Origin of the sequence: Flavobacterium rhizosphaerae (genome assembly GCF_046000445.1) — a bacterium.
Classification (GTDB): Bacteria; Bacteroidota; Bacteroidia; order Flavobacteriales; family Flavobacteriaceae; genus Flavobacterium; species Flavobacterium rhizosphaerae.
In genome coordinates this window covers 51,969-77,243 of sequence record NZ_JBELPZ010000013.1, presented here as the reverse complement: position 1 = coordinate 77,243, position 25,275 = coordinate 51,969, and the positions used below count along the sequence as shown (strand labels likewise).

Here is a 25,275-nt window from a genome sequence, read left to right as displayed (position 1 = left end):
TACAAGCCTTAACCACACCCGCGCCACCGGCTATAAAGGGTGCTGTTAAAATATGTTTTCCTTCCGCATTGTATAAAAGTACTATATTTTGGTGGTAAAGGCATAACAATACCCACATTGCCGCGTTTAATAATTGCACATTTGTTACTAACTTTGTTGTATGCAAACGCCGCTGGAATTACAAATACAAACCCTGCCCGACAGCCCGGGCGTTTACCAATATTTTGATAAAGACAACAAGCTCCTGTATGTTGGCAAGGCCAAAAACCTGAAAAAGAGGGTAATGTCTTATTTTAATAAGGTGCACGGTAACGGGCGTACACGCATTATGGTACGTAAAATTGCCGCCATAAAGCACATTGTTGTACCTACCGAAAGTGAAGCCCTGCTTTTGGAAAATAACCTTATAAAAAAATTACAGCCACGGTACAATGTAATGCTTAAGGATGATAAAACATACCCGTGGATATGCATTAAAAACGAACCCTTTTCACGTGTTTTTCCAACCCGTAATGTGGTTAAAGACGGCTCAGAATACTTTGGCCCCTATACCAGTTTCCGTACCGTACATACGCTTATGGATCTGATAAAAGAACTCTATCCGTTGCGCACCTGTAATTATGACCTTACTCCTGCCAATATAAAATCGGGTAAATATAAAGTATGCCTTGAATATCACCTGGGCAATTGCAAAGGCCCCTGCGAAGGACATGAACCCCTGCAGGTTTATCAACAGCATGTTGATGCCATACGCGAAATTTTAAAAGGAAATTTTAAAGACAGTCTGCGTGATTTTAAAAAACTGATGCAGGACCTGGCTACCGAAATGCGTTTTGAAGAAGCCCAGCGTATAAAAGATAAAATTGATATACTGGAAAACTACCAGTCACGCTCTACCGTGTTTAACCCGCGCATAAATAACCTTGATGTGTTTTCAATCATCAGCGATGAAAGCATGGCATATATTAATTTTATACAGGTATCGCACGGCGCCATAGTACGGTCTCATACCATGGAGATAAAAAAGAAACTGGATGAGCCGGATGAGGAGCTGTTAGAAATTGCCGTGGTAGAACTGCGTGAACGTTTTAGCCTTAAAAGCCGTGAAGTTCTGGTACCATTTCCTGTTAGCCTGGGTGATGATGTAAAAGTAACCGTACCCAAGCTGGGCGACAAAAAACAGATACTGGACCTAAGTGAACGTAATGCACGCTTTTACCGTATGGACCAGCTAAAACAAATTAAAATTGTTGATCCCGAACGGCATACCAAACGTATTATGGCACAAATGAAAAAAGACCTGCGCCTGCCCGAGGAGCCCCACCATATTGAATGTTTTGATAACAGCAACATTCAGGGTACTAACCCGGTTAGCGCCTGTGTTGTGTTTAAAGACGGTAAGCCCAGCAAAAAAGATTACCGCCATTTTAATATAAAAACGGTAGAGGGGCCAAATGATTTTGCCAGTATGGAGGAGGTGGTATACCGCCGCTATAAGCGCCTATTAGATGAGCATCAGCCACTACCCCAGCTTATTATTATAGACGGGGGCAAAGGCCAGCTCAGTTCGGCATTAAAAAGCCTGGAGCAATTAGGGCTAAGGGGCAAGATTACTATTTTAGGTATAGCAAAACGCCTTGAAGAAATTTTTTACCCGGGAGATTCAATACCTTTATACCTTGATAAAAAAAGCGAAACGCTAAAAATTATACAGCACCTTCGTAATGAAGCCCACCGTTTTGGTATTACCCACCACAGGGATAAGCGCAGCAAAGGGGCGTTAAAAACCTCTATTGAGGGTATACCCGGTATAGGGGAAAAAACCATGGTAACACTTTTAAAGCAATTTAAATCGGTTAAACGTCTTTCGGCAGCACCCGAAGAAGATATAGCCAAAGTGGTAGGCCCAGCCAAAGCCAGAAAGATTACTGAATTTTACCAAACCAATAAACAACAATGAAAAAACTGCTCTTCCTTATAATTAGTGTTTTACTAACCGGAACCATCTCCGGGCAGGAAGAGCAGCCAAACCACAAGCCAAAAATTGGTGTAGTACTTAGCGGAGGTGGCGCAAAAGGCTTAGCACATATTGGTGTTTTAAAAGTATTGGAAGAGGCCGGTGTAGAAATATCATATATTGGCGGCACCAGTATGGGCGCTATTGTGGGCGGGTTGTATGCCTCGGGATACTCTGCCAAAGAACTCGATTCTATTTTTAAAGGCCTTGATTCTGATGCTATGCTGCAGGATTACACTCCCCGCGGCTCCCAGAGTTTCTTTGAAAAAAGAAATGATGAAATATATGCCCTTACCCTGCCCTTTAAAGGGTTCAGGATAGGCATACCCACAGCCCTCTCAAAAGGATTATATAATTATACTACCGTTAACCGCCTTACAGACCGCGTACGCCACATAAGAGATTTTAACAACCTGCCCATACCCTTTGTGTGTATTGCTACAGATGTAGAAACTGGTGAAGAGGTAGTGCTACGCAATGGTGTTTTGCCCGATGCCATACTGGCAAGCGGGGCGTTTCCGTCGTTATACAGCCCTGTAGAAATAGATGGCCGCCTGCTTATAGATGGCGGTGTTACCAATAATTACCCCATAGAAGAAGTTAAAAAAATGGGGGCTGACATTATTATTGGGGTTGACGTACAGGATCCCCTTAAAACACGTGACCAGATTAAAGGCGCCACGGGTATACTGGTACAGATAAACAATTACCAGATGATTAAAAAAATGGAGGGTAAGCGCAAAGCCACCGATATTTATATAAAACCGGATATCTCAGATTTTAGTGTAATATCTTTTAATGACGGGGGCGCTATAATAGATAAGGGCGAAGAAGCAGCCAGAAAAATAATTGATACACTTAAAACGCTAGGCGTTGGCCAACCTATTGTGGTACCGCATATACCGGTGCAGGATAGTATTACTATAGGGCAAATACATATAGAAGGAGTAACGCATTATACCCGCTCTTATGTAATTGGTAAGCTCAACTTTAAGCCAGGCACAAAAATAAGTTACGAAAAGTTCAACCTGGGCATAAGCAACCTTAATGCAACAGAAAATTTTACAGGCATACACTATTGTTTTGAACAAGGTAAAGAAGGGGAAGATTTAAAACTGACGCTACAGGAAAACCCCATTAACCGTTATCTTAAATTTGGTTTGCATTATGACGGGCTCTTTAAAAGCGCCCTTTTGGTAAACATTACCCAAAAGAATTTTATACGCCATAATGATGCAGCCTCTCTTGATGTAATGCTGGGCGATAATTTCAGGTACAACTTTGACTATTATTTTGATAATGGTTTTTATGTGAGTTACGGCCTTCATTCGCATTTTTATGAGTTTAACCGCAATATATCTTCAGAGTATACCCTGGGTAAAGATTTAAGTGAAGTACTGGGGGTAGACACCTTTAATGTGCATTACAGCGATTTTAACAACCAGCTGTATGTGCAAACCATATTTAAACAATTGTTTTTACTTGGCGGTGGTGCAGAGTTTAGGCATGTTAAAATAAAATCGGAAACGATACAGGGTATAAACCCAATTTTTGATGACAGTAATTATTTTTCGCTATACGGCTATTTAAAGTTTGACTCGTATGATAATAAGTACTTCCCCACACAAGGCTATTATTTTTCCGGTCAGGCTAAGGCATACCTTTATTCTTCTGATTATAATAATGAATTTAACCGCTTTTCTATTATAAAAGGAGAACTCGGCACGGCCAAAACCATTGCAAAAAACCTTACATTAAAAGTACACAGCGAAACAGGGTTTACCCTTGGTGAGAAAGAAGGTAATACGTTTGATTTTATCCTTGGGGGATATGGCTATCACATGTCTAATAACTTCAGGCACTTTTTCGGGTATGACTTTTTAAGTATTTCAGGCAACAGTTACATTAAGGGCGACCTTACTTTTGATTATGAGTTTATACATAAAAACCATTTTAATATAACCGCCAATTATGCCAACATAGGCAATAATCTCTATAAAGAGGGCAAACTGTTCTCATTACCCCAATATAAAGGTTATGCTGTGGGCTATGGTATGGAAAGCATAATAGGCCCGCTGGAAATTAAGCACAGCTGGTCGCCACAAACAGGTCATCACTATACCTGGTTTAGTATAGGTTTCTGGTTTTAAAAAACTTTAAACTCCTGACTTAAATTAAGCCTGACCCTGCCTTTCGGTTTCGTCATCATTTTCAGAGTACGAATCGGGTTCCGGTTTTGGTTTTATAGTAAGTACTTTATAAAAAAAGTATGCGGTAAGGGCAATTACTATGCCCTGCGCCGTAGCCATTATTATTATTGCTTCTGTTTTCATGAATGTACCCTTCCTTCTTTAACACGTTTTAAATAAGCCCTGTATACCATAAAACTAATAAACAGAAATAGTGCCACAAGCAATAACCTGCCTATGGTTTTATAAAAAACATGGTTAGTAAATTTACCTTCGGCAATTTTATCTTTAGCATTAATATTTTGCCCCTCGTTAACTATTGTTGACTGGCCCGGCTTAAAACTATACGTTTTATAATCTTTAAAGCTTACCATTTCCAGCATATCTTTCTTTTTGTTATACACCTCTTTTGTACTATCAAAAGCAAGCCTTACAAAATTTGGCGCTACAGAGTCTACCACAGCCGTTTTTCCGCCCATATCTTCGGCATAATACGCATCGGCAAACCATTCTTTATTGTTGGTATCGTTATTAGCAAGTTTAGCCGCCATATCGGGCAGGCTGGCAATAAGCACCCAACCCAGCAGTAATGGCGTTACTATAAGTATGATGTATTTATATATACCGGGCACTTTAATATCGGCACCCATATTAATTTCTTCCCAGCCGCGTTTTACACCAAATATCCAGGAGAACAATACGGTTTCAAGGAAAGCAAATACCACAAGGCTCACGGTACCGGCCCAGTAATCGTATTCATCAAAAACACCCTCTTTAAAGAAAAATACTGTGGGCAAGCCCATAATAAGAGCCAGTAAACCAAAAGACCATGCGCCTTTTTTACCGCTCCAGTTAAACTCATCGCGCATAAAGCCCATCCACGGGGTACCCATGGCGAGAGATGAGGTAATACCCGCAAAAAAGAGCAGGCCGAACCAAAACAGCCCTGCAAATACCGCCAGTACATCGCCCCATTGCTGAAAGAGGTACGGCATGGTTTGGAACGCCATACCAAAACCTGCATTTTGCAGTACCCAGTCAAGCCCAAGGTAACCGGCAGCAATAGGTATAACAATAAGGCTACCTAATACTACCTCTACAAACTCATTCATAAATCCGGCAGAAACCGCATTAAGGGCAATATCATCTTTAGAGCGCAGGTAAGCCGCATAACAATGAATGGTACCCATACCTACCGATAGGGTAAAGAATATCTGCCCGGCAGCAGCCAGCCACACTTTAGGGTTGGTAAGCGAATCGTATTGAGGAGTCCATAAAAAGTTAAGGCCATCCCATGCATTAGCATCAGGAAAAAGCGCCGAAGCACCGTCAGTACCCAGGGTAAGCCCCCTGACAGCCAGTATAGCACCAAATAATATAAGTAATGGCATGCCTATTTTGGCTACTTTCTCTATGCCCTTAAGCCCTTTAGATAAAATATAAGTATTTAATAGCAAGCAAAGTATATAAAACAGTACAGCCTCATACGGTATGCCTGTGGTAGATTTTCCAATGGTGGTATATTTATCAAAAAATCCGGCAACCTCGGTTTGGTCCATACTGCTAAATGTACCGGCTACCGAGTGGTACACATAGCTCATAGTCCAGCTTTCAATATAACAGTAGTATGATGCTACGGCTATATTAGTAAAAATACCAAACACCCCAATATACTTCCATATACGGCCTTTGGCCATAGTATCTAAAATATAAGGGGTACTGTGGTTACCAAATTTACCGCCAAAGCGCCCTGTAGACCACTCTATAAAAAGTAACGGGATACCCATTACCACAAAACATACAAGGTACGGAATAATAAATGCGCCACCGCCGTTTTGCACTGCCTGCACCGGGAAACGTAAAAAGTTACCCAGGCCAACTGCATTACCGGCCATAGCAAGTATAAGGCCTACGCGTGAACCCCAGGATTCTGCTTTTGCTGCCATATAATAAGGATTGTTTTTTGGTTAAAGCCTCAAAGATAGAAAATGTAACGCAAATACAAAGAAAAGTTAAAATATAAGCGGCAGCCAATATTGTTAAATACAGCTTTTTAACTAAAAAGGTGTGTTTTAGTAAATTTTATTTAATTGAATAATTTATTTATTTCTATAAATACTTTTTCAAAGTTATTTAATGTGCTTTCACTAAAAAAGTCATTCCCCCCAATTTTTAATAATTCATTTGCGGGGCGGTAGTGATTAAATCTTTTTATATCTAGATGCTTATTAATTTGAATTATTATCTGCATTATTGAAGCGCTTAATTCATCCAACTTTATGTCAGGATATTCTGAGAATGCTGAATTAAATAATTTTAGATAATCCTGTTTTGCTATTAAGTCTTCTAAATCTGCTGTGCTATAACCTTCTATAAACTCATCAAAGAATCGTATTTTACTTTTGCTGATTATTTTATCAGTAATCATTCTATCCATTTTTGCTTTCCCTGTTTGATCTGTATATGAATCAAGGAGGCAAGCTATCTTTAATTTTGACCCTCTCAGAAGTGAAATAAAAGTTGCTACTTTTTCCAATCCTCCTGTTGGTACAATGGTAATATCACTTTCTAAACAACTTCTTACTTGAGATTCGAGAACCCCTGATATTTTTGTTAAGAAAATTAAATCTGAAACACCTTCTACAAGCAAATTCTTATTATTAATAAATAAGTTCTGTGCAATGTCATAACCTAAAGCGGCTTGAAGCGGAAATAAAGTGTTTGGATCTTTTTCTTGTATGCTGTCCGATATAACTGATCCGTTTTCTGTTTCCAATACTGTTCGTACTCTGTCTAATTTTCCTGAAGGAATCGAAAATGGGGAGTGTGTAGTATATAGAATTTGATAATCTTTTGATAAATCTTCAATAAAATCCAACATATCTGCTTGAGCAGATGCATGTAAATTCAGTCCAGGTTCGTCAAGAAGTAGAATATATTTTGAAGTTCTGTCTTCTTGAATTTTTTTAAACCATACTAAAAAAGAAAAAAACCAATTGAAACCCTTACTTCTATTTTTCAATGGTAATGAAACACGGGTTCTTTGATTTTTTACTCTTATATCTAAAATATGTTCAACAATTTTAATTTCTATAACCTCTTCTTCTCTTCTGTCATTAATAATTTTTTTTGTTATTTTTCCCTCTCGTGCTTCAATTTTGAATTCAATATTTAAATTCTTATTTGTGGACCAATATTTGAAAAGTTCATCACTTATTATGGCTTCTGTAGCTTCTAATTCTGCTATATAATCTTCAAAATCGTTTGCTGTTAAAATATCCGAAGGCTTTAAATCAGCTAATTCTAGCAAAGCTCTAGCGGTCTTAAGTTCTTCTTCTCCTAAATCTTTCTCTTCAAGTTTTTCTATTGCTATCCTTGAAGGGAGAGAATAATATTCATCATAATACAAGAATTTAGGTATAGCGGGTTGTATGTAAACTCTTGCTATATATTCCTTAATTGGATTTTGCCAGTCCCAAATGTTTTTAACAAAAGGAACGATCTTTTTTAAAGATGAAATTATTGTTTCATCTTTATATTCATTAATAATAAGTTCTAGATCTGTTTCATTTTTAATACTGTTTACTTTATCAAAAAGAACTTTACTATACACGCCTAATTTTTTTAGATAAAACGTGAAAAATTTTGATTTATCTACGTTAATCTCATTGTAGGTTGTTAAATTATTGTATTTAGTAGTAAGTGAAATTTCTTTTTGCTGAAATACTCCTTCTCCTAAATCATTCTTAATTTTTTCAAAAAATTCATCCTCTAATTCATAAGTAGAAGTTATTGCTTTAGGAGTGTCGTTAGATTTATCTATAGACTTTTTTTCTCTTCTTGGGTAATCATGAGTTAAATTAAATTTAAATTTTTTGTCATCTTGAAAATAATTTGTTTTTGCAATAGCCTCCAAAGCAGAAGTTTTTCCTGATTCATTCATCCCAACCAAAATAGTTATGTTGTTGTGAACATCGAAACTTTGGTCACTTTCAAAACTTTTATATTTATGAATAATAACACTTTTTAATTTCATAATAAATTTACTTAATAATTGGTTTATCCCAAATTTACTAAAAATCTCATTTCAATTACATTAGTATAAGTATAATATGACTTCTTGGAAATTAGCAAGCATCTTGCTTGTGCCAAAGTATTATAAAATGCATGAGTGTGACACTCGAGCCAGCAAATTAAAAAGCTAACTATAATTTACCAACTCCACAATTTAACTGCAAATTATCGGCATAAAATTAAATTTTTCCGATATTTGTAATTATGATATTGCAATACCGCGATTTGCTATCGCATTTAAAATTCCTCATAAAACGTAACCCGGAGTGAGCAAGCCCTTATTTGTTCAGCACGTTTTTATTGTGTAATTTTATAAAAAACTCATAACCATGCCTATATACCACAAACTGGGCACGTTTCCGCAAAAACGCCATACGCAGTTCCGCAAGCCTGACGGCAACCTGTACTACGAGCAGCTTTTTGGCACCGAGGGGTTCCACGGCCATTCGTCGCTGCTGTACCAGGTACACCGCCCCACGCAGGTAAAGGAAATACTGAAATCGTATTCTGTTGCGCCGGAAATTGCCATAGACAAGAATATAAAATCGCTGCTGTTTAAAGGTTTTGAACTGCAGCCCGCAGACGACTTTTTAGACAGCCGTACCGATATGCTGGTAAACCGCGACTGTATCATCGGGCTTGCCGCCCCGCGTAAGTCGCTCAGGGAATATTTTTACAAAAATGCCGATTCAGATGAAATGCTGTTCATCCACAAAGGCACCGGTACCCTGCGTACCTTTATGGGTAACATTCCGTTTGAATACGGCGATTACCTTATCATTCCCCGCGGCATGATTTACCAGATAGATTTTGATACCGAAGACAACCGTATTTTTTATGTAGAATCTACCGCGCCACTCTACACACCCAAGCGTTATAAAAACGCCAGCGGCCAGCTACTGGAACATTCGCCATTTTGCGAACGCGACTTTAAACTGCCGCAGGAGCTGGAAACCTATGATGAAAAAGGCGACTTTGTCATCAAAATAAAAAAAGAGGGTATGATGCATGAGGTGGTATATGCCACGCACCCGTTTGATGTTGTAGGGTGGGATGGCTATAACTTCCCCTATGCCTTCAGTATCCATAATTTTGAGCCGATAACCGGGCGTGTGCACCAACCGCCTCCGGTACACCAAACGTTTGAAACACCTGCTTTTGTAGTATGTTCGTTCTGCCCAAGGCTGTATGATTATCATCCGCTGTCTATACCTGCACCCTACAACCACAGCAATATAGATAGTGATGAAGTGCTGTATTATGTTGATGGCGATTTTATGAGCCGTAACAATATAGAGCAGGGGCATATTACACTGCACCCTAAAGGTATTCCGCACGGGCCTGCACCCGGAGCTACAGAGCGTAGTATAGGTCATACAGGTACCGAAGAGCTTGCGGTAATGGTAGATACCTTCCGTCCGCTGATGGTTACCAAAGCCGCTATGGGCTTAGATGATGGTAAATATTATAAGAGCTGGGTAGAGTAGGCCTCTCCCCCGGCCCCTCTCCAAGAGAGGGGAGTTAAAACAACAATAATAACCTGCACCTTTTGGGTGAGGATAAAAAATATAAATCATGAGTAAAGAAGTAAAAAGTGTAGAATACGGCCTGGAAAAAATATTTGAAGGCGCGCAGGATTTCCTGCCACTTATGGGTACCGATTATGTAGAATTTTATGTGGGTAATGCCAAGCAGGCCGCCCATTATTATAAAACGGCCTTTGGTTTCCAGAGCCATGCGTATGCAGGATTGGAAACCGGAGTAAAAGACAGGGCAAGCTATGTGCTTGTTCAGGATAAAATACGCCTGGTACTTACCACTCCCCTGAATGCAGATTCTCCGCTGAATGACCATATTGTAAAGCACGGCGATGGTGTTAAAGTAGTAGCGCTCTGGGTAGAAGATGCCCGCAGCGCATTTGAAGAAACCACAAAGCGTGGCGCAAAAGTTTATATGGAACCAACGGTTGAAAAAGATGAGTTTGGCGAAGTAGTGCGTGCCGGTATTTATACCTATGGCGAAACCGTGCACATGTTTGTAGAGCGTAAAAACTACAACGGGGCTTTTCTTCCCGGGTATAAAGAATGGAAATCCGATTACAACCCGGAGCCTGTAGGGCTTAAATATGTAGACCACATGGTGGGCAACGTAGGCTGGAATGAAATGAATACGTGGGTAAAATGGTATGAAGATGTTATGGGCTTTGTAAACTTTCTTTCGTTTGACGATAAGCAGATACATACTGAATATTCTGCCCTTATGAGTAAAGTGATGAGTAACGGCAACGGCCGTATAAAATTCCCAATCAATGAGCCGGCAGAAGGTGCAAAAAGGTCGCAGATTGAAGAGTATCTTGATTTTTACGGTGGCCCTGGGGTGCAACACATTGCCATTGCTACCGATGATATTATTAAAACCGTTAGCGATATGAAATCACGTGGCGTTGAGTTTTTATCTACACCGCCACACGCATATTATCAGGATGTGCCCAACCGCCTGGGCGAGCACATGGGCATTATGAAAGAAGATATTAGTGCGCTGGAAAGCCTGGGTATTATGGTAGATGCCGATGAAGAAGGATACCTGTTACAAATTTTTACCAAACCGGTAGAAGACAGGCCAACGCTTTTCTACGAAATCATACAGCGTATGGGTGCCCGTGGCTTTGGCGCAGGTAACTTTAAGGCTCTGTTTGAAAGTATTGAGCGTGAACAGGAATTAAGGGGTACGCTATAATACCTCTTAAAAATATTGAATAATCAAAATTTATCCTTAAAACTATTTACATTTTAAAGTTTGCGTGTTAAATATGGCTTTTTATAGAGAAAAACTCAACAGTCAGCATACATTTGCACCTCGCAAAAATGCAAGTGAGCAAGCTTTTTAAGCTTTGCAAATAACTTTTCATAATTTATAGTTTTTTGGTTATTAATAGCATAAAAACCCAGTCTTTATTTTGACTGGGTTTTTTTGTTTAGTATTTTTGGAACAGAAATTGCATTATCCGGAAACAGACACCAAAAACGAAAATACCTATGAAGAAATTTTTAGCAATGATGATGTTTTTAATTGCCGGAGATGCAATTTCGCAAGAGGCGTTTAAAACAGGTGAGTATTTTAAATTCAGGATTCATTACGGCCTGGTAAATGCTGGGTATGCTACCCTGGAAGTAAAAGATGCCGTAAGAAATAATAAAAGAGTATTTCATGTTGTAGGCAAAGGCTACACTACCGGCATGACCAAGCTCTTTTTCAGGGTTAATGACCTTTATGAAAGTTATTTTGATAAAGAATCAGGAAAACCCTACCAGTTTGTACGTAAAATAGATGAAGGCGGCTACACCAAAAACCAGGAGGGATTTTTTAACCAGGACAGTAATACGGTTTTGGTTAAAGACTATAAAAACAAAAAGCAGAAAACCATTTCGGTTACCGAAAATGTACAGGATATTGTTTCAACCTTTTACTATTTAAGGAACCACCCCGATGTGGATAAGATGAAAGTAGGCGAATCTATAAGCGTAGATATGTTTTTTGACGATGAGGTTACCAAATTTAAACTTAAGCTTATTGGCCACGAAGATATAGAAACCGAATTTGGTGTAATTTCTACACTGGTTTTCAGGCCATATGTACAGGCAGGCCGCGTATTTAAAGAAGAAGAAAGCCTTACCGTATGGATTAGCGATGACGCAAATAAAGTACCTTTAAGAATAAAAGCCAGCCTGGCTGTAGGGTCGTTAAAAGCAGACCTCGAAGAATTTAAAGGCCTGGCACATTCTTTTAAAATAAAATCTAAATAACATTTGATGGATATAACATCGCCAATAGCTGAAAAGCTGGATGATCTTGATAAAAAATTCAGGGCAATAAACCAAAAAACAGAAACCCACCTTGAGGGGTTATTATGGTCTAAACCAATAACATATTGGGACTATATAAATACCGATGCACTGTTAAACCTGCAGATACAGCGCACTACCCTGCCCGATGAGATGGTGTTTATAATGTATCACCAGATAAATGAATTATTATTTAAAATGATATTGTGGGAGGTGGAGCAGTTATGCCATAACGCTCAGCCTTCCACTGCTTTTTTTACCGAAAAATTAATGCGCATAAGCCGCTATTTCGATATGCTCACCACCTCATTTACTATAATGGGCGATGGTATGGAGGTAGAGCAGTATATGAAATTTCGTAATACACTTACACCGGCAAGCGGTTTCCAGAGCGCACAGTACAGGCTTATAGAGTTTGCCAGCACAGACCTTATTAACCTTATAGATTACCGCTACCGCGAAACAATAGACCGCAACACACCTTATGAGCATGCTTTAGAACACCTGTATTGGCAGGCTGCCGGCAAAGATTATAAAACCGGACAAAAAACTTATCTGTTACAGGAGTTTGAACGAAAATATAAAGGTGAGTTTTTGCGTTATATGGAAGAATATAACACCATAAACATTTGGCAAAAGTTTTTAGAGCTTCCTGAAGAAAGCCGTGAAAATCCCGAATTAATAAAAGCAATGCGCCATTATGATTATACGGTAAATGTAACATGGGTAATGGGCCACTATAATACGGCCATAAAATATATTGAAAGCCAGAGCGGGCCGCAGGAAGCTACCGGGGGCAGCGAATGGAAAAAGTATATGCACCCAAAATACCAGAGAAGAATATTTTTCCCGGAATTGTGGAGCGCAGAAGAACTGCGTAACTGGGGAGAAAATGTTTAACTGTCCTTAAGAAATTCAGAAATTGAAATACGTCGCTTTAATACTGTTTGTTTTTACCCTTATATCTTGCCATAAAGACAAAAAAGATGATATCCCTGAGCCAGTAGTTACCACAAAACCTGCCATTGTAAAAGAATTTGGCTTTATACTGAATGATTTTGAATTAGTACATGATACCATAAAAAATGGTGACACCTTTGGGGGGCTGTTGCAGGAAGAAGGTTATGATGCCGGGCAGGTGTATAATGTAACCGAAGCCATTCGCGATAGCTTTAACCTTAGGGATATACGCGTGGGTAAGCCTTATACTTTGCTTAAAGATAAAAAAGACCCTCATGCCCTTCAGGTATTTATTTATCAGGCAGACCGCCTTAGCTATTATGTTATAGATGTACGCGATTCTATTGCCAGGGCTTACAAAAAAACACGCCCTATAACCATAAAAAGACGTACCATAGCGGCAGAAATTGAAGGTTCACTGGCCGCTACTGTAAGTAAAGAAGGCGCAAGCCCAGCACTTACACAGGAGCTTTCGGAAATTTTTGCATGGACGGTTGACTTCTTTAAAATACAAAAGGGCGATAAATTTGCCGTAACAATAAACGAGCGGTATATTTCTGACACCATATACGCCGGGGTAGAAAGTATTGAAGGCGCTTTTTTTGAAACTAAGGGAGAGCGTAAATATGCTTTTCCGTTTAAGGCAGACCCCTCCGCCAAAAAGCCCAGCTATTATGATGAAGAGGGTAAAGCGCTAAAAAGCATGTTTCTTAAGGCTCCACTTAAATTTAGCCACATTACATCGCGTTTTTCACCCAAAAGGTTCCATCCTGTACAAAAACGGTGGAAAGCCCATAACGGTACCGATTACGCCGCCCCAACAGGCACACCTATTATGACTACTGCAACAGGTGTGGTTATTGCGGCAGGTTTTACAACAGGAAATGGCAATTATGTAAAAGTAAAGCACAATAACACCTATACCACGCAATATTTGCACATGAGTAAGATACTTGTAAAAAGGGGCCAGCATGTATCGCAGGGGCAAACCATAGGCTTGGTGGGCAGTACCGGCCTGGCTACGGGGCCGCATGTATGTTACCGTTTCTGGAAAAACGGGGTACAGGTTGATGCTTTAAAGCAAAAGTTTCCGAACAGCGAACCTATGGATTCTAAATATAAGCCCCGGTTTATGGCACAAATGGCTCCTTTAAAAGAAGAGCTGGAGCGCGTATCAGACAAAGCATTTATCAAATAATAATAAATACACCTAAAAACTGAACAAAAATGGCATTACAAAATACTAATCCTTCCGGCACACAGGCCTGGCACGAGTTGCGCGGCCATTTTGCCGAAATGCAGTTTGCCACCTTACAGGAAATGTTTGCTACAGATCCGTTAAGGGCAGAAAAATTTCATATTAAATGGCAGGATTTCCTGGTAGACTACAGCAAGAATATCATAAATGAAAAAACCCTGCAATTGCTACAACAACTGGCAAATGAAGTAGATCTAAGGGGTGCTATGGAAAGTTATTTTGGTGGTGATGATATAAATCGCACCGAAGGCCGTGCAGTATTACATACTGCATTACGCGCTCCCGAAACGGCGGTTATAAAAGTTGACGGTGAAAACGTAATGCCCGAAGTATACCAGGTAAAACATAAAATAAAACAATTTACTGATGCCGTTATTGGCGGAGAGAAAAAAGGCTACACAGGCAAACCTTTTACGCATATAGTAAACATAGGTATTGGCGGTAGCGACCTTGGCCCTAATATGGTGGTAGAAGCGCTTAAGTTTTATGCCAATCAGCTTGATGTGCGCTTTATAAGCAATGTAGATGGAGACCATGTGGCAGAAAGCCTTAAAGGCCTTGATCCTGAAACTACTCTCTTTGTAATTGTATCTAAAACATTTACCACACAGGAAACACTTAGTAATGCAGAAACTGCACGTGAGTGGTTTTTAAAATCTGCATCTCAGGATGATGTAGCCAAACACTTTGTGGCAGTATCTACCAATATAGAAAAAGTAACCGGTTTTGGTATACATGAAGATAACATCTTCCCGATGTGGGACTGGGTTGGTGGCCGTTTTTCTTTATGGAGCGCTGTTGGCCTTTCTATAGCGCTTGCGGTAGGGTATGATAATTTTGATAACCTGCTTAAAGGTGCCCACCAGATGGATGAGCATTTTCGCACAGCAGAGTTTGAAGAAAATATTCCGGTTATAATGGCATTGCTTAGTATTTGGTATAATAACTTTTTTGATGCCGAAAGCGAAGCATTAATACCTTATACCCAGTACCTGCAAAAACTGGCACCATACCTGCAACAGGGTATTATGGAAAGTAATGGTAAAAGTGTAGGGCGTGACGGTAACCCTGTAAATTATCAAACCGGCACCATTATATGGGGAGAACCGGGTACCAACTCTCAACATGCTTTCTTTCAGCTTATACACCAGGGCACAAAACTTATCCCTACAGATTTTATTGGTTTTGTAAAATCGTTGCATGGCGATCAGGACCATCATGATAAATTAATGTCTAACTTTTTTGCCCAGACCGAGGCCCTGCTAAGTGGAAAAACCGAAGCACAGGTAAAAGCGGAGTTTGATAAAGCAGGTATAACCGGAGAAAAGGCAGCCTACCTTACCCCTTTTAAAATATTTCGTGGTAATAAGCCCACAAATACGTTATTAATTGATAAGCTAACACCACAATCTCTTGGTTCGCTTATTGCCCTTTATGAGCATAAAATATTTGTACAGGGCGTAATCTGGAATATATTTAGTTATGACCAGTGGGGAGTAGAGTTAGGCAAACAACTGGCTAATTCAATTTTAGGCGAAATACAAGGTGGAGAAGTTAAAGAACACGACAGTTCTACAGAGTTTTTACTACAGGAATTTTTAAAGAAAAGATAGATAACAGAGGTATTTTAGGATACATAAACAACGTGTTCCCCTGAAAGAAAATCCTGATTTTATCAAAAATAATAGCAGAATGTTTAGCTTTAGTATCATAATTACGGCTAAACGTTCTGCTTTTTTGATCTTATACTATCCCTGAGTGTAATTTTACTACAATAGCACTCATATACCATTACTTAGCCTTCAGGCTAAATTACGGGGTATAAAAAAAGGCCATCCTATCCGGATAGCCCTTCTTACTATGTTTGTTTGTTTAATTTAACCGTTCAGTGCTTCGGCGCCACCAACAATTTCAAGTATCTCGCCGGTAATAGCTGCCTGGCGGGCCTTGTTGTAGGTTAGCTTAAGCTGGTTACGCAGGTCTGTAGCGTTATCGGTAGCCTTATGCATAGCCGTCATACGGGCACCATGCTCAGAAGCAAACGAATCACGTACTGATTTGTAAAGCTGCGTTTTTAACGAAAGTGGTATAAGGCTTTCTACAATCTCTTCTTTAGATGGCTCAAAAATATAATCAGAAGCGGTATTTTTATCGCCTTCGGCAACCTGTGCTGGCTCCAGTGGTAAAAACTGCTCGGTAAGCACCAGTTGTGTAGCAGCATTTTTAAAGTGGTTATATACCAGCTCTATCCTGTCATAATCTCCGGCTACAAACTTATCCATAAGCTCCTGAGCCACTTCGGCTACATGCTCATAGGTAATATCGTCCATAATGTAGCTTTTGTTAGCTATAATGTTACAGCTTTTCCTCAGTACATCATTACCTTTTTTACCCACAGCCATAACATCAACCTGCTTACCGGCATAGGCCTGTTGCAGGTTTTTAACCTGTTTGATAACATTGGTATTAAATGCGCCACACAACCCCCTGTTAGAAGTTATGGCTACAATAAGCACTTTGTTTACTGGTCGTTGTTCGGCAAAGGCACCACCGGTATTACCCTCTAACGTAGCGCTGAGGTTTTGTAATAACTCCGTTAGCTTTTGAGAATAAGGCCTCATGGCTGTAATGGCATCCTGCGCTTTTTTAAGCTTGGCTGCCGAAACCATTTTCATCGCACTTGTAATTTGCATAGTGGATGAAACCGAAGTAATCCTGTTACGTATTTCCTTTAAGTTTGCCATTTTCTAATTAGTATTGAGTGTGATAAATTAGTATTGAGATATATCTCTCAAAAACACAACTCTTATGATGATAGCAGTGAGTACAGATTTCTCAATACTCACTACTACTATCTGATATCTTATTAATATTTAGCAGCTATTTCTGCAGCGGCTTTTTCAAGCACATCGGTAAGCTCATCGCTAAATTTACCGGCTTTAAGCGCATCCATAGTATCTTTATGGGTAGCGTTAAGGTAAGAAAGGTAATCTTTTTCAAACTCCTTTACTTTGTTTACAGGCACTTTTCTCAACAGGTTTTTAGTACCTGCATAAATAATAGCCACCTGGTCTTCTACCTTAAACGGATCGTTTACTGATTGTTTAAGAATTTCAACGTTACGCTTACCTTTCTCAATTACATTCATGGTAGCCGCATCAAGGTCTGAACCGAATTTTGAGAAAGCCTCAAGTTCGCGGTACTGTGCCTGATCAAGCTTAAGTGTACCTGATACTTTTTTCATCGACTTAATCTGTGCATTACCACCTACACGCGATACCGAAATACCAACGTTAATTGCAGGACGTATACCTGAGTTAAACAGGTCTGACTCCAGGAATATCTGTCCGTCAGTAATCGAAATTACGTTGGTTGGGATATATGCCGAAACGTCTCCTGCCTGTGTCTCAATGATAGGAAGCGCAGTAAGCGATCCTCCACCTTTAACAATTTGCCTAAGCGATTCCGGAAGGTCGTTCATGTCTTTTGCAATGGTATCATCTGCAATTACTTTAGCAGAACGCTCCAACAACCTTGAGTGAAGGTAAAATACGTCACCAGGATATGCCTCACGTCCCGGTGGGCGGCGAAGTAGCAATGATACCTCACGGTATGCCACAGCCTGTTTAGATAAATCATCATAGATGATAAGCGCCGGGCGGCCCGTATCACGAAAATACTCACCAATAGCAGCGCCTGCCATTGGGGCATATACCTGCATAGGTGCAGGGTCAGACGCGTTAGCAGCTACAATAATAGTATAGGCAAGGGCTCCTTTTTCTTCAAGGGTTTTTGCAATACCGGCCACTGTAGAAGCTTTTTGCCCTATGGCTACATATATACAATATACAGGCTTGCCTGCATCGTAAAATTCTTTCTGGTTTATAATAGTGTCAAGGCACACGGTAGTTTTACCCGTTTGGCGGTCGCCAATTACAAGCTCACGCTGCCCACGGCCTACAGGAATCATAGCATCAATTGCCTTAATACCGGTTTGTAACGGCTCGGTTACCGGCTGACGGTAGATAACACCCGGAGCTTTACGCTCAAGGGGCATTTCATACAATTCGCCACCAATAGGGCCTTTACCATCAATAGGGTTACCAAGGGTATCTACCACACGGCCCAACATTTGCTCACCTACTTTTAGTGAAGCAATACGTTGTTGCCTTTTTACGATAGAACCTTCTTTAATTCCGGTAGAAGGACCAAGCAATACTACGCCCACATTGTCTTCTTCAAGGTTTAGTACAATAGCCTCTAACCCGTTCTCAAACTCTACCAACTCGCCATATTGCGCGTTAGACAGTCCGTATACACGGGCAATACCATCACCAACCTGAAGTACGGTCCCCACCTCTTCAAGTGTAGCGCCCGATTCAAAACCGGACAATTGTTTCTTTAATATTGCTGAAATTTCAGCAGCTTTAATTTCTGCCATCTTTATAATTAAGTTTAATTACCTGTTTGTTTACGTTATAATTTATAAGGGTTTAATTGCTTAATTCCCTTTTTAGCCTGGTAAGCCTGTTAGCTACCGATGCGTTATACTGTATATCTCCCAAACGTATTATAAAACCACCAATAATGGACGGGTCTACAATATTTTTAAGTGTTATTTTTTTATCAGAAAACTCTTTTATTTTAGCCAGCACTTTAGCTTCTAATGCAGCATCAATAGCAATAGCCGTAGTAACTGTAGCTACCTGCACGCCATTGGCCACATCATTCAGTTCTTTATAACTGGTGGCTATAGCCGGCAACAGTATAAACCTTTTATTTTCTTTAAGTAACTGAAAAAGCCCCTGGGTAATTGTATTACTGCCCGCAAATATTTCTTTAAGCGCATTTTCCTTTACCTCACCCTTAATATTTGGGCTCATGATAAATTCTTCAAGCTCTTTATTATTCTGTACGGTTTCGGCAATAAGCGCCATATCTCCGGCTACCTCATCGGCCGCGCCGTTGCTCTGGGCCATCTCCAGTATTGCTTTGGCATATCGTATTGAAGCTCTGCTCATACCGATTGTATTAGTTTAATTTTACGTCGTCAAGCATTTTTTCTACAAGGCTGTTTTGCGATGCCCTGTCAGAAAGTTCTGTTTTAAGCAGTTTTTCAGCAATTTCTATAGAAAGCGCCGACACCTGGTTTTTAAGCTCTGCCATAGCCGCATTCTTTTCGCTCTCAATAGTAGCTTTTGCCTGCTCTACCATTTTGGCACCTTCAGCCTGGGCTTCAGTCCTGGCCTCTGCAATCATTGATTCTTTTATTTCACGTGCCTCTTTCATCATAGCATCCCTTTCGGCACGGGCTTCGTTTAATACCCTCTGGTTATCAGCCTGTAATGCCTGCATTTCTTTGCGTGCATTTTCGGCAGCTGCTATTGCATTGGCAATACCGGCTTCACGCTCAGTAATGGCCGTCATTATTGGCCTCCATGCAAATTTTACCAAAAGTAGTATTAGTACTATAAGTATTATAGCCTGCCAAAAGAACAAGCCAAGCGAAAAATCGTTTACTAATTTTTCCATTATAAGTTGTTAATTAGTTGTTTCTTTTAATGTGCAATAATAATAAGTAAAACAACACCTGTAGCCAACCGCTACAGGTATTGCCAACTTTTTCTCTGATTACTTGCCTAAGATTAGGGCAGCAAATGCCAAACCTTCAAGTAGAGCGGCGATGATGATCATCGCAGTCTGGATTTTACCAGCAGCTTCTGGCTGACGGGCAATAGCGTCCATTGCCGAACCGCCAATTTTACCTAAGCCTACACCTGCTCCAATTACTACTAGACCTGCTCCGATTAAGTTAAGAGTACCTTCCATAAAAAAGTATATATAAAAATTAAACTTCTAAATTATATAATAATAGGTTCTTCTTCAGTATGTGCATCATGATCTTCTTCATGGTGATGCTCCTGTACCGCCATGCCAATAAACAAGGCAGACAGCATAGTGAAAATAAACGCCTGAAGAAATGCCACCAATAACTCTATTACTGAAATAAACAATGTAAGACCTAATGATATAGGCATGTCTGCCGCCAGGTTTTTACCTACAAACATCATTGCAATAAGGCTCATAATAACTACGTGGCCTGCTGTAATGTTAGCAAATAAACGTATTAAAAGCGCAAAAGGTTTGGTAAGTGTACCTAACAATTCTATAGGCATTAGTATCAACTTCATCGGCCAAGGAACATCCGGCATCCAGAAAATGTGTTTCCAGTAATCTTTGTTGGCGCTAAATTGTGTAATTATGTAAGTAAACAAAGCAAGACAAACTGTGATTGATATATTACCTGTTACATTTACCCCCAGTGGTGTCATACCCAAAAGGTTTAATATCCATATAAAGAAAAACACCGTAAGGAGGAATCCCATATATTTTCTATACTTGTTCACTCCTATATTTGGCACTGCCACCTCATCCCGTATAAAAATAATAAGCGGTTCTAATACACGGCCAAAACCTGTTGGAAGCGGGCCTTTTTTATATGACTTTGCCAGTCCGGTAAATAATATTAACAACAAAATTGATGTAAACAGCATGGTCACCACATTTTTAGTTATCGAAAAATCAAGTGGTTTCTCTACTGTAGGGTGTCCGTGATGATCTGGTTTTAAATCGCCCGAAGCATCAGTCTTATATATTTTACCATGGTGTAGCGCATAATAATTACCATCTACCTCAGCCAATTTTTCTCCATGATGAAATTCAGATGACGAAAAAACTTTAAGGCCGTTATCTATGAGTATTACAGGAAGTGAAAAGCCATAATGCTCACCTGTTTCTTCATCAGAGAAAAAAGTAAAGCCATAATCATCCTGAAGGTGATGCTCTATATAAGCTTCTACCTTTTCTTTTTTATTCTCAGGCTCTAAAGTTGCAGCCTCTCCCTCTATAGCAGCGTGTACGGCAGACTCGGTAACTGTTTCTGTTGAGTCTGTATAATCCGTATGCTGGTTAGCAAAGAATAAAGAAGGAAACACAGCTAAAAAGGCTGTAAGTGTTTTTTTGATAATTTTTCGCTTTAACACCATCTTGTAACTGTCTTAATTTTACCGTCTTAAAATTTTTTGCAAAGGTACATTTAAAATCCACATTTCAAATGTTGCTAAAAACTTTTTTTAGCGTAAATTCAGGGTCAGCTATTATTTATTGTTTTTTATTTAACAAACGGGCAGTATAATAGGCCTCTATTGCCAAAAAAAGAAGAAAGATAAAGAAGAAATTCAGTTTCTCTGCCTTTACATCAACCGTTTTAGCCAGTATAGGCCTTGCCAGCACATAGCTTGCCGCCATTTTTAAAACAGTTAAAAAAAGAAAAAGGTAGCCGGTTTGCGTTATATTTTTTTGTGATACCACTAAGAGCGTAGCCAATATACCTACCGAAAAGAAAAAGAAAAAAGCATATAACACCCAAAGGCTATAAGTAAAAGCTGTTTCTATGCCCTGTAATGGTGTAAAAATATATAGGGCATAATTTATTGCAAGGGCTATTACTGTAACAATTGCCAGTTTTACTACAATACCTGTAATGCTTTTTACCATTATTTATTAAGTTGGTTTACCTGCCTTATAACATTATATAGTGCTATAAACACCCCCAGCAGGGTAAAGATAATTTGATAGATATTTTTAGGGTTGGGGTACTTATCATCTAACCAGCCACCAAACCAGGAGAATAGAAATATTATTACCCCCATCTGGATAGGGATATTTATAAGCGCAATCCACTTATTGCGGTTATTTTTATCCTGCCTGTTGTCGCTCATTAACTTTTGCTATAGGCTTTACCGCATTTTTCATAGAGCAGGTAGCTGTAAATTCGGCGCCGGGCTCTACAGCCAGTTTGCCAACCATTACCTCGCCGGTTATGTGCGCCTTAGATTTAACCGAAAGCAATTCTTCTACCTCTATCCTGCCATCAAACATGCCTTCTATATCGGCGTTTTTACATTTAATATCACCCGTTACACTGCCACCCGGGCCAATTACAATTTTGCCCGGTGAAGTAAAATTACCTTCCAGCTGCCCATCAAGCCTAAAATCTGCCTTAGATATTATATCTCCTTTTATAATAGTGCCTTCTACTATACGGTTGGTTTTTCCAAGCGCGTCGTTAGATACTTTCTGAGACTTGTCAAACATGGTATGTGTGTTTTATTGTATTGCTAAATATTGTATATAGTTCTTTTTTATCTGTACAACAGAGTAATCTTCTCCCGAAATTATAACCGGGGTTTCAGTTATTTTATACTCCTTGTAATCTTTTAAGATACTAATAGCGTCTTCAGCAGCAAGTTTACTAATAAAACCGTGAATTACCAAAAAGTCTTCCCCCTCGGTATAAACATCCTGTGTAAGAATTATATTATTGTTAAGCCCATCTTTAATATACTGCTTAATTTTTTCTTTTAACGGTTCTATTTTAGGATCGCCTTCGTCAAATTTAAACACCAGTTTCCAGCTTGTGGCATTGCGTCCAAAGGCTAATTTTTCAAGTACCGGTATATCTTTATTCAGTGTTTCCTCGGCTTCTTTACCCTCCTGGCTGGTAGGGTAGTTAAGCGCAACATAGTTTAACTGCTTTTTATATTCTTCTAAACCCCGGAGCCTTGCCGCTATTTTCGCTTTGAGCAATTCATACTTCGAAACTATTTCTTCTCCGGTATAGGTATCAATCAGTTCGTCTACTTTTATAGCGGCCACCCTTGGGTCTTCTTCCTGATATTGTTTATAAAAAGATGCATAAACGGCCTCTGGCGTACCACGTTTTGATTCTTCAGAGCCCGGATTCCTTATTATTTCAGCATATCTGCTGTCCGGGTACTGGGTAAGTATCTGCTGTTTATATTTTTCTGCTTTTGCAGGATCTATAATCTGGTATATTTTATACAGATTATATTGCGAAGGCAATACCAAACGTTCTTCAGGGTTGTTTTTTAATAACCCCTCCAGTTTATCGGCTGCCCTTTGGTATTCTTTAAACTTCTCCTTATAAATTACCCCAAGCTGGTAGTAGGCAAAATTTCTTTCTGTGGCCAGGCTATCTAAAACCTTTTGTTCTGTTGGCAATTGTGCTATATAATATTCCGGTGTATAGCGTGGGTCTACTACATCTTCAGCCGCATCTGTTTTTGTATTGCCGTCGGCATCATCGGTTCCTGCAACGGTGTCATCAGCATTTACAGCATTGCCTTTAGAGGTAAGCTCTGCACTCCAGCGCCAGTTATCAGCCAGTGGCCTGTTGCCCCAGCGTTTTTTAAACTCCAGCTTGCCGTAAGATACCGTAGCGGTATTATAAAAGTAAAATGGCCCGCTATTGGCGCCAATGGCTCCTGTATTACCGGCTGTAGCCGTATTAGCTACTGTGCCAGCAGGTGTTATAGTACCCATAGCATCGCGAGTGCCACCAATTTTAGACATGGTACCGTTTTTTAATGCTGCCATGGAAGGGGCAGCATTATCATCGGCAAACATAGAATTAGAAGCGGCATTTTCCTGTCTGCGTGCTTCCTCTTCCATTTTTTTGCGTAGTTCTTCTTCTTTTTTCTTAAGGTCTTCTATGTAAGCATTATAATACTCTTCCTGGCCTTGTTTAGTTAACGACACTACATGCAATATACTATCATTAACCCGTGCAATACCTTCGTACTTTATAACGTCTTGCAGGTTATCCCTTTTCTTTTTTATGCTACGGTATTCCCTCGTACGGGTATCCATAAATACCATGGTGCTGTCATAATATTTTCCGGCAGTGGCATATTGGGCATCTTCAAAATAAATTTCGGCTATATTCCTGTGGTTGCTTGCTGCCAGGTACCTGTCTTTACCTTTTTTGCGTAACGATTTGTTATAATATTCAATGGCTTTATCATCCATACCCTGTTTATCGTAAAACAGGGCTACCTGATGGTTAATAATATCAAGATACGGGCGGTTTTCGCGGTCTTCGAGCAAATCGCGGTATTTCTCCATAAAAGCGAGTGTATCACCATTTTTAAAATCAAACTGGGCCGCCTGCTGTGCATGTGCCTGGATTACATAAATGCGCGGCGATTTACGTTTCATGTCTATAACCGACTGAAAAGAAGCATAAGCGCTATCCGGCATATTAAGTTTACTGTAGAGCTGGCCTAATATAAAACGGTAGCGTGCTTGCTGCTCATGGTCTTTGGTAAACTTTACGGCCTCGTTAAGCGCATACACTGCACTATCCATTTTTTCTGTAATAACATAGCCCTGTGCCAGCATGGCATTGGCATCGCTATACACCTGCTCATCCATTACATCCTTTTTTTCTTTAAGGAGCTGATTAAGGTTTTTAATGGCTACGGCTTCATTTTCAAGCCTTATATTGGTTTTTGCCCGCCATATCTTGGCCTCGTCTATTTCACTACTACCGGGATATTTGTACAAAATATAGTTAAACGCTTCGAGTGCAGGTATAAAGCGGTTGTCATAATACCGCGCTTTACCCAACAGCATGTGTGCCTCATCAATTTGCGGATTATGCTCTGTGCCGTCTATATACATAGAGTGTTTTTGTATGGCCTTGGTAGCCTTTTGTTCGGCACGCTCAAAGTTGGCGTTTTTTTGGTCTGTAGGCGCCATTTCTTCAGCCGTAAGCTGCATACGCTCTATGGGCAATACATCCCAGTAATTATCGGCATAAGTTGTTTTAAGGTCATTAAGCCCGGCTGCAAGTGCATTTTTACCATTGTAGAGCACATTATCCTTAGTGGTAAGCGCATGGTAATTGCGGTTTATAAACGTATCTTTTTTGGTAGAGCAGGCTATAATAAATCCGCCCAAACCTAAAAGAAAAAAATATTTACAGGTACTGGTTTTCAATGCATTTATCTTTTTATCCTTTAACTTAGAATTAGTTATTTTATTATAAGGAGGGGTAAAAATACGGTTATT

The 25,275-nt window shown here is 39.7% G+C and carries 21 protein-coding genes; 8 read left to right on the top strand and 13 right to left on the bottom strand.

Annotated features, from left to right (window positions below):
• Positions 1-160: 160 nt before the first annotated feature.
• Complete coding sequence (gene uvrC / locus ABS766_RS12460; RefSeq protein WP_408085507.1) at positions 161-1,960, top strand: excinuclease ABC subunit UvrC; 1,800 nt, start codon at positions 161-163, stop codon at positions 1,958-1,960.
• Positions 1,957-4,167, top strand: coding sequence for a patatin-like phospholipase family protein (locus tag ABS766_RS12455; RefSeq protein WP_408085506.1), 2,211 nt, complete (start codon positions 1,957-1,959; stop codon positions 4,165-4,167). Before uvrC ends, ABS766_RS12455 begins: the two co-directional genes overlap by 4 nt.
• Positions 4,168-4,191: 24 nt before the next feature.
• Here the strand turns inward: ABS766_RS12455 and ABS766_RS12450 are convergent, their stop codons facing one another.
• The 3 genes from ABS766_RS12450 to ABS766_RS12440 all read right to left on the bottom strand — a co-directional run bounded on the left by ABS766_RS12450 (position 4,192) and on the right by ABS766_RS12440 (position 8,242).
• Entirely contained in the window at positions 4,192-4,350 is a 159-nt protein-coding gene (locus ABS766_RS12450; RefSeq protein WP_408085505.1) for a hypothetical protein, read from the bottom strand.
• Positions 4,347-6,152, bottom strand: coding sequence for a sodium-dependent transporter (locus ABS766_RS12445; RefSeq protein ID WP_408085504.1), 1,806 nt, complete (start codon positions 6,150-6,152; stop codon positions 4,347-4,349). The genes ABS766_RS12450 and ABS766_RS12445 overlap by 4 nt, the downstream gene beginning before the upstream one ends.
• A 140-nt stretch (positions 6,153-6,292) precedes the next feature.
• Entirely contained in the window at positions 6,293-8,242 is a 1,950-nt protein-coding gene (locus ABS766_RS12440) for an AAA family ATPase (protein WP_408085503.1), read from the bottom strand.
• A 367-nt stretch (positions 8,243-8,609) separates the two neighbouring features.
• Between ABS766_RS12440 and ABS766_RS12435 the strand changes: the two genes are divergently transcribed.
• The 6 genes from ABS766_RS12435 to pgi all read left to right on the top strand — a co-directional run bounded on the left by ABS766_RS12435 (position 8,610) and on the right by pgi (position 15,953).
• Positions 8,610-9,767: a homogentisate 1,2-dioxygenase gene (locus ABS766_RS12435; protein ID WP_408085502.1), complete on the top strand. Its 1,158-nt coding sequence runs from the start codon at positions 8,610-8,612 to the stop codon at positions 9,765-9,767.
• Positions 9,768-9,855: 88 nt separating this feature from the next.
• Positions 9,856-11,016, top strand: coding sequence for a 4-hydroxyphenylpyruvate dioxygenase (gene hppD / locus ABS766_RS12430; RefSeq protein ID WP_408085501.1), 1,161 nt, complete (start codon positions 9,856-9,858; stop codon positions 11,014-11,016).
• 299 nt (positions 11,017-11,315) lie between these two features.
• Positions 11,316-12,083, top strand: coding sequence for a DUF3108 domain-containing protein (locus tag ABS766_RS12425; RefSeq protein ID WP_408085500.1), 768 nt, complete (start codon positions 11,316-11,318; stop codon positions 12,081-12,083).
• Positions 12,084-12,089: 6 nt separating this feature from the next.
• Complete coding sequence (locus ABS766_RS12420) at positions 12,090-13,022, top strand: tryptophan 2,3-dioxygenase family protein (protein ID WP_408085499.1); 933 nt, start codon at positions 12,090-12,092, stop codon at positions 13,020-13,022.
• Between the two features lie 22 nt (positions 13,023-13,044).
• Positions 13,045-14,280, top strand: coding sequence for a peptidoglycan DD-metalloendopeptidase family protein (locus ABS766_RS12415; protein ID WP_408085498.1), 1,236 nt, complete (start codon positions 13,045-13,047; stop codon positions 14,278-14,280).
• 29 nt (positions 14,281-14,309) lie between these two features.
• Positions 14,310-15,953, top strand: a complete 1,644-nt coding sequence (pgi, locus tag ABS766_RS12410; protein ID WP_408085497.1) for a glucose-6-phosphate isomerase — start codon at positions 14,310-14,312, stop codon at positions 15,951-15,953.
• A 264-nt stretch (positions 15,954-16,217) separates the two neighbouring features.
• On the opposite strand, the gene atpG is transcribed toward pgi, so the two are convergent.
• The 10 genes from atpG to porW all read right to left on the bottom strand — a co-directional run bounded on the left by atpG (position 16,218) and on the right by porW (position 25,203).
• The gene (gene atpG / locus ABS766_RS12405; protein ID WP_408085496.1) at positions 16,218-17,084 is read right to left on the bottom strand and encodes an ATP synthase F1 subunit gamma; all 867 of its coding nucleotides are present in this window, start codon (positions 17,082-17,084) and stop codon (positions 16,218-16,220) included.
• A gap of 122 nt (positions 17,085-17,206) precedes the next feature.
• On the bottom strand, positions 17,207-18,781 hold the full coding sequence (atpA, locus tag ABS766_RS12400) for a F0F1 ATP synthase subunit alpha (RefSeq protein WP_408085495.1): 1,575 nt from the start codon (positions 18,779-18,781) through the stop codon (positions 17,207-17,209).
• Between the two features lie 52 nt (positions 18,782-18,833).
• On the bottom strand, positions 18,834-19,361 hold the full coding sequence (gene atpH, locus ABS766_RS12395) for an ATP synthase F1 subunit delta (protein ID WP_408085494.1): 528 nt from the start codon (positions 19,359-19,361) through the stop codon (positions 18,834-18,836).
• Between the two features lie 10 nt (positions 19,362-19,371).
• Complete coding sequence (locus tag ABS766_RS12390) at positions 19,372-19,872, bottom strand: F0F1 ATP synthase subunit B (protein ID WP_408085493.1); 501 nt, start codon at positions 19,870-19,872, stop codon at positions 19,372-19,374.
• 99 nt (positions 19,873-19,971) lie between these two features.
• Positions 19,972-20,169 carry an ATP synthase F0 subunit C gene (gene atpE, locus ABS766_RS12385; protein ID WP_099085034.1) on the bottom strand — a complete coding sequence of 66 codons (198 nt, stop codon included), beginning with the start codon at positions 20,167-20,169 and terminating at the stop codon, positions 19,972-19,974.
• 32 nt (positions 20,170-20,201) lie between these two features.
• Positions 20,202-21,386: a F0F1 ATP synthase subunit A gene (atpB, locus tag ABS766_RS12380; RefSeq protein ID WP_408085492.1), complete on the bottom strand. Its 1,185-nt coding sequence runs from the start codon at positions 21,384-21,386 to the stop codon at positions 20,202-20,204.
• A 115-nt stretch (positions 21,387-21,501) separates the two neighbouring features.
• Positions 21,502-21,897 (bottom strand): hypothetical protein, encoded by a 396-nt coding sequence (locus tag ABS766_RS12375; protein ID WP_408085491.1) that lies wholly within the window; start codon positions 21,895-21,897, stop codon positions 21,502-21,504.
• Positions 21,897-22,121 (bottom strand): AtpZ/AtpI family protein, encoded by a 225-nt coding sequence (locus ABS766_RS12370; RefSeq protein ID WP_408085490.1) that lies wholly within the window; start codon positions 22,119-22,121, stop codon positions 21,897-21,899. Before ABS766_RS12370 ends, ABS766_RS12375 begins: the two co-directional genes overlap by 1 nt.
• Positions 22,099-22,497: a bactofilin family protein gene (locus ABS766_RS12365; protein WP_408085489.1), complete on the bottom strand. Its 399-nt coding sequence runs from the start codon at positions 22,495-22,497 to the stop codon at positions 22,099-22,101. The genes ABS766_RS12370 and ABS766_RS12365 overlap by 23 nt, the downstream gene beginning before the upstream one ends.
• A 12-nt stretch (positions 22,498-22,509) precedes the next feature.
• Positions 22,510-25,203 (bottom strand): type IX secretion system periplasmic lipoprotein PorW/SprE, encoded by a 2,694-nt coding sequence (porW, locus tag ABS766_RS12360; protein ID WP_408085488.1) that lies wholly within the window; start codon positions 25,201-25,203, stop codon positions 22,510-22,512.
• Positions 25,204-25,275 lie beyond the last annotated feature (72 nt).

Bases quoted from the DNA above. Each gene is read 5' to 3' on its own strand.
- uvrC (WP_408085507.1), top strand. From the start codon at position 161: ATGCAAACGCCGCTGGAATTACAAATACAAACCCTGCCCGACAGCCCG.
- ABS766_RS12455 (WP_408085506.1), top strand. From the start codon at position 1,957: ATGAAAAAACTGCTCTTCCTTATAATTAGTGTTTTACTAACCGGAACC.
- ABS766_RS12450 (WP_408085505.1), bottom strand. From the start codon at position 4,350: ATGAAAACAGAAGCAATAATAATAATGGCTACGGCGCAGGGCATAGTA.
- ABS766_RS12445 (WP_408085504.1), bottom strand. From the start codon at position 6,152: ATGGCAGCAAAAGCAGAATCCTGGGGTTCACGCGTAGGCCTTATACTT.
- ABS766_RS12440 (WP_408085503.1), bottom strand. From the start codon at position 8,242: ATGAAATTAAAAAGTGTTATTATTCATAAATATAAAAGTTTTGAAAGT.
- ABS766_RS12435 (WP_408085502.1), top strand. From the start codon at position 8,610: ATGCCTATATACCACAAACTGGGCACGTTTCCGCAAAAACGCCATACG.
- hppD (WP_408085501.1), top strand. From the start codon at position 9,856: ATGAGTAAAGAAGTAAAAAGTGTAGAATACGGCCTGGAAAAAATATTT.
- ABS766_RS12425 (WP_408085500.1), top strand. From the start codon at position 11,316: ATGAAGAAATTTTTAGCAATGATGATGTTTTTAATTGCCGGAGATGCA.
- ABS766_RS12420 (WP_408085499.1), top strand. From the start codon at position 12,090: ATGGATATAACATCGCCAATAGCTGAAAAGCTGGATGATCTTGATAAA.
- pgi (WP_408085497.1), top strand. From the start codon at position 14,310: ATGGCATTACAAAATACTAATCCTTCCGGCACACAGGCCTGGCACGAG.
- atpG (WP_408085496.1), bottom strand. From the start codon at position 17,084: ATGGCAAACTTAAAGGAAATACGTAACAGGATTACTTCGGTTTCATCC.
- atpA (WP_408085495.1), bottom strand. From the start codon at position 18,781: ATGGCAGAAATTAAAGCTGCTGAAATTTCAGCAATATTAAAGAAACAA.
- atpH (WP_408085494.1), bottom strand. From the start codon at position 19,361: ATGAGCAGAGCTTCAATACGATATGCCAAAGCAATACTGGAGATGGCC.
- ABS766_RS12390 (WP_408085493.1), bottom strand. From the start codon at position 19,872: ATGGAAAAATTAGTAAACGATTTTTCGCTTGGCTTGTTCTTTTGGCAG.
- atpE (WP_099085034.1), bottom strand. From the start codon at position 20,169: ATGGAAGGTACTCTTAACTTAATCGGAGCAGGTCTAGTAGTAATTGGA.
- atpB (WP_408085492.1), bottom strand. From the start codon at position 21,386: ATGGTGTTAAAGCGAAAAATTATCAAAAAAACACTTACAGCCTTTTTA.
- ABS766_RS12375 (WP_408085491.1), bottom strand. From the start codon at position 21,897: ATGGTAAAAAGCATTACAGGTATTGTAGTAAAACTGGCAATTGTTACA.
- ABS766_RS12370 (WP_408085490.1), bottom strand. From the start codon at position 22,121: ATGAGCGACAACAGGCAGGATAAAAATAACCGCAATAAGTGGATTGCG.
- ABS766_RS12365 (WP_408085489.1), bottom strand. From the start codon at position 22,497: ATGTTTGACAAGTCTCAGAAAGTATCTAACGACGCGCTTGGAAAAACC.